The sequence below is a fragment of the Sodalis-like endosymbiont of Proechinophthirus fluctus genome (assembly GCF_001602625.1).
GTDB lineage: Bacteria > Pseudomonadota > Gammaproteobacteria > Enterobacterales > Enterobacteriaceae.
The window spans coordinates 917-1781 of sequence record NZ_LECR01000012.1; the positions used below are offsets into that span (position 1 = coordinate 917).

Here is an 865-nt window from a genome sequence, read left to right on the forward strand (position 1 = left end):
CTGAAAATAAACGGCGCCGGCAAACTTTGGAACAGTTGGTTTACCGCATTAATCATCCCCGGCGCGGAACGCCAGTTGGTATCAAGGGTATAGTGAGCATCCACTTCATTGCAGGCGCGCATATAGGTGAAAATATCCGCGCCGCGAAACGCATAGATAGCCTGTTTCGGGTCGCCTATCAATAGCAGGCCACAGCCGGGCTGATCGCCGTAAATCCGGCGAAAAATACGGTACTGCTGCGGGTCAGTATCCTGAAATTCATCGATCATCACCACCGGATAGCGCGTGCGCACCGACTCGGCCAAGGCCTCACCGCCACCGCCGGCCAGGGCCCGGTCCAGGAGACTTAGCAAATCGTCGAATCCTATCTCCACGCGCCGCCTTTTTTCCTGCTCCAGCGCTCGACGCATTTCCGTCAGCGCCATGACGAAAATAAGCTCGCGCAGCGAGAGACGCTGCTGATAAAAGGCCTCCACCACGGTAAACAGTTCATACCAAGGCGGCTCGCCGGCAGTAGTTTTTTCCGCCAGCACCGAGCTTCTGAATCGCGCCAATTCATTCGGCACTTTATAATCCACGGTCGGCTCACTCGCCCAGAGATCAACTTTAGCAAGCCAGTTCAGCAGATTTTTGCTGCTATAAACCCGACGGTCGAGTTTATAGCCTTCAAGCACCAATCTAAGCGTCGCTGACGCCGCGCGCCATTGTTTCTTGAGGTCTTCAATGCCGGCAATGATACGCTCATGCCGTGCCAGGATAGACTCAGTGATATCGGGCGGATCACGCACTACCACCGGCTCGCCCTGAAGATAAGGCAGCAGTTCCGCCAGCAGATTTTCCGGCCCTTCCCAGTGCTGCTGCACCA

General features: G+C 55.6%; 1 protein-coding gene. It reads right to left on the reverse strand.

All coding sequences use genetic code 11. The features are described from left to right. Positions 1–865, reverse strand: an 865-nt coding sequence (locus tag BG74_RS15790) for a UvrD-helicase domain-containing protein (protein WP_244267142.1), incomplete at both ends; no start/stop codon positions are given.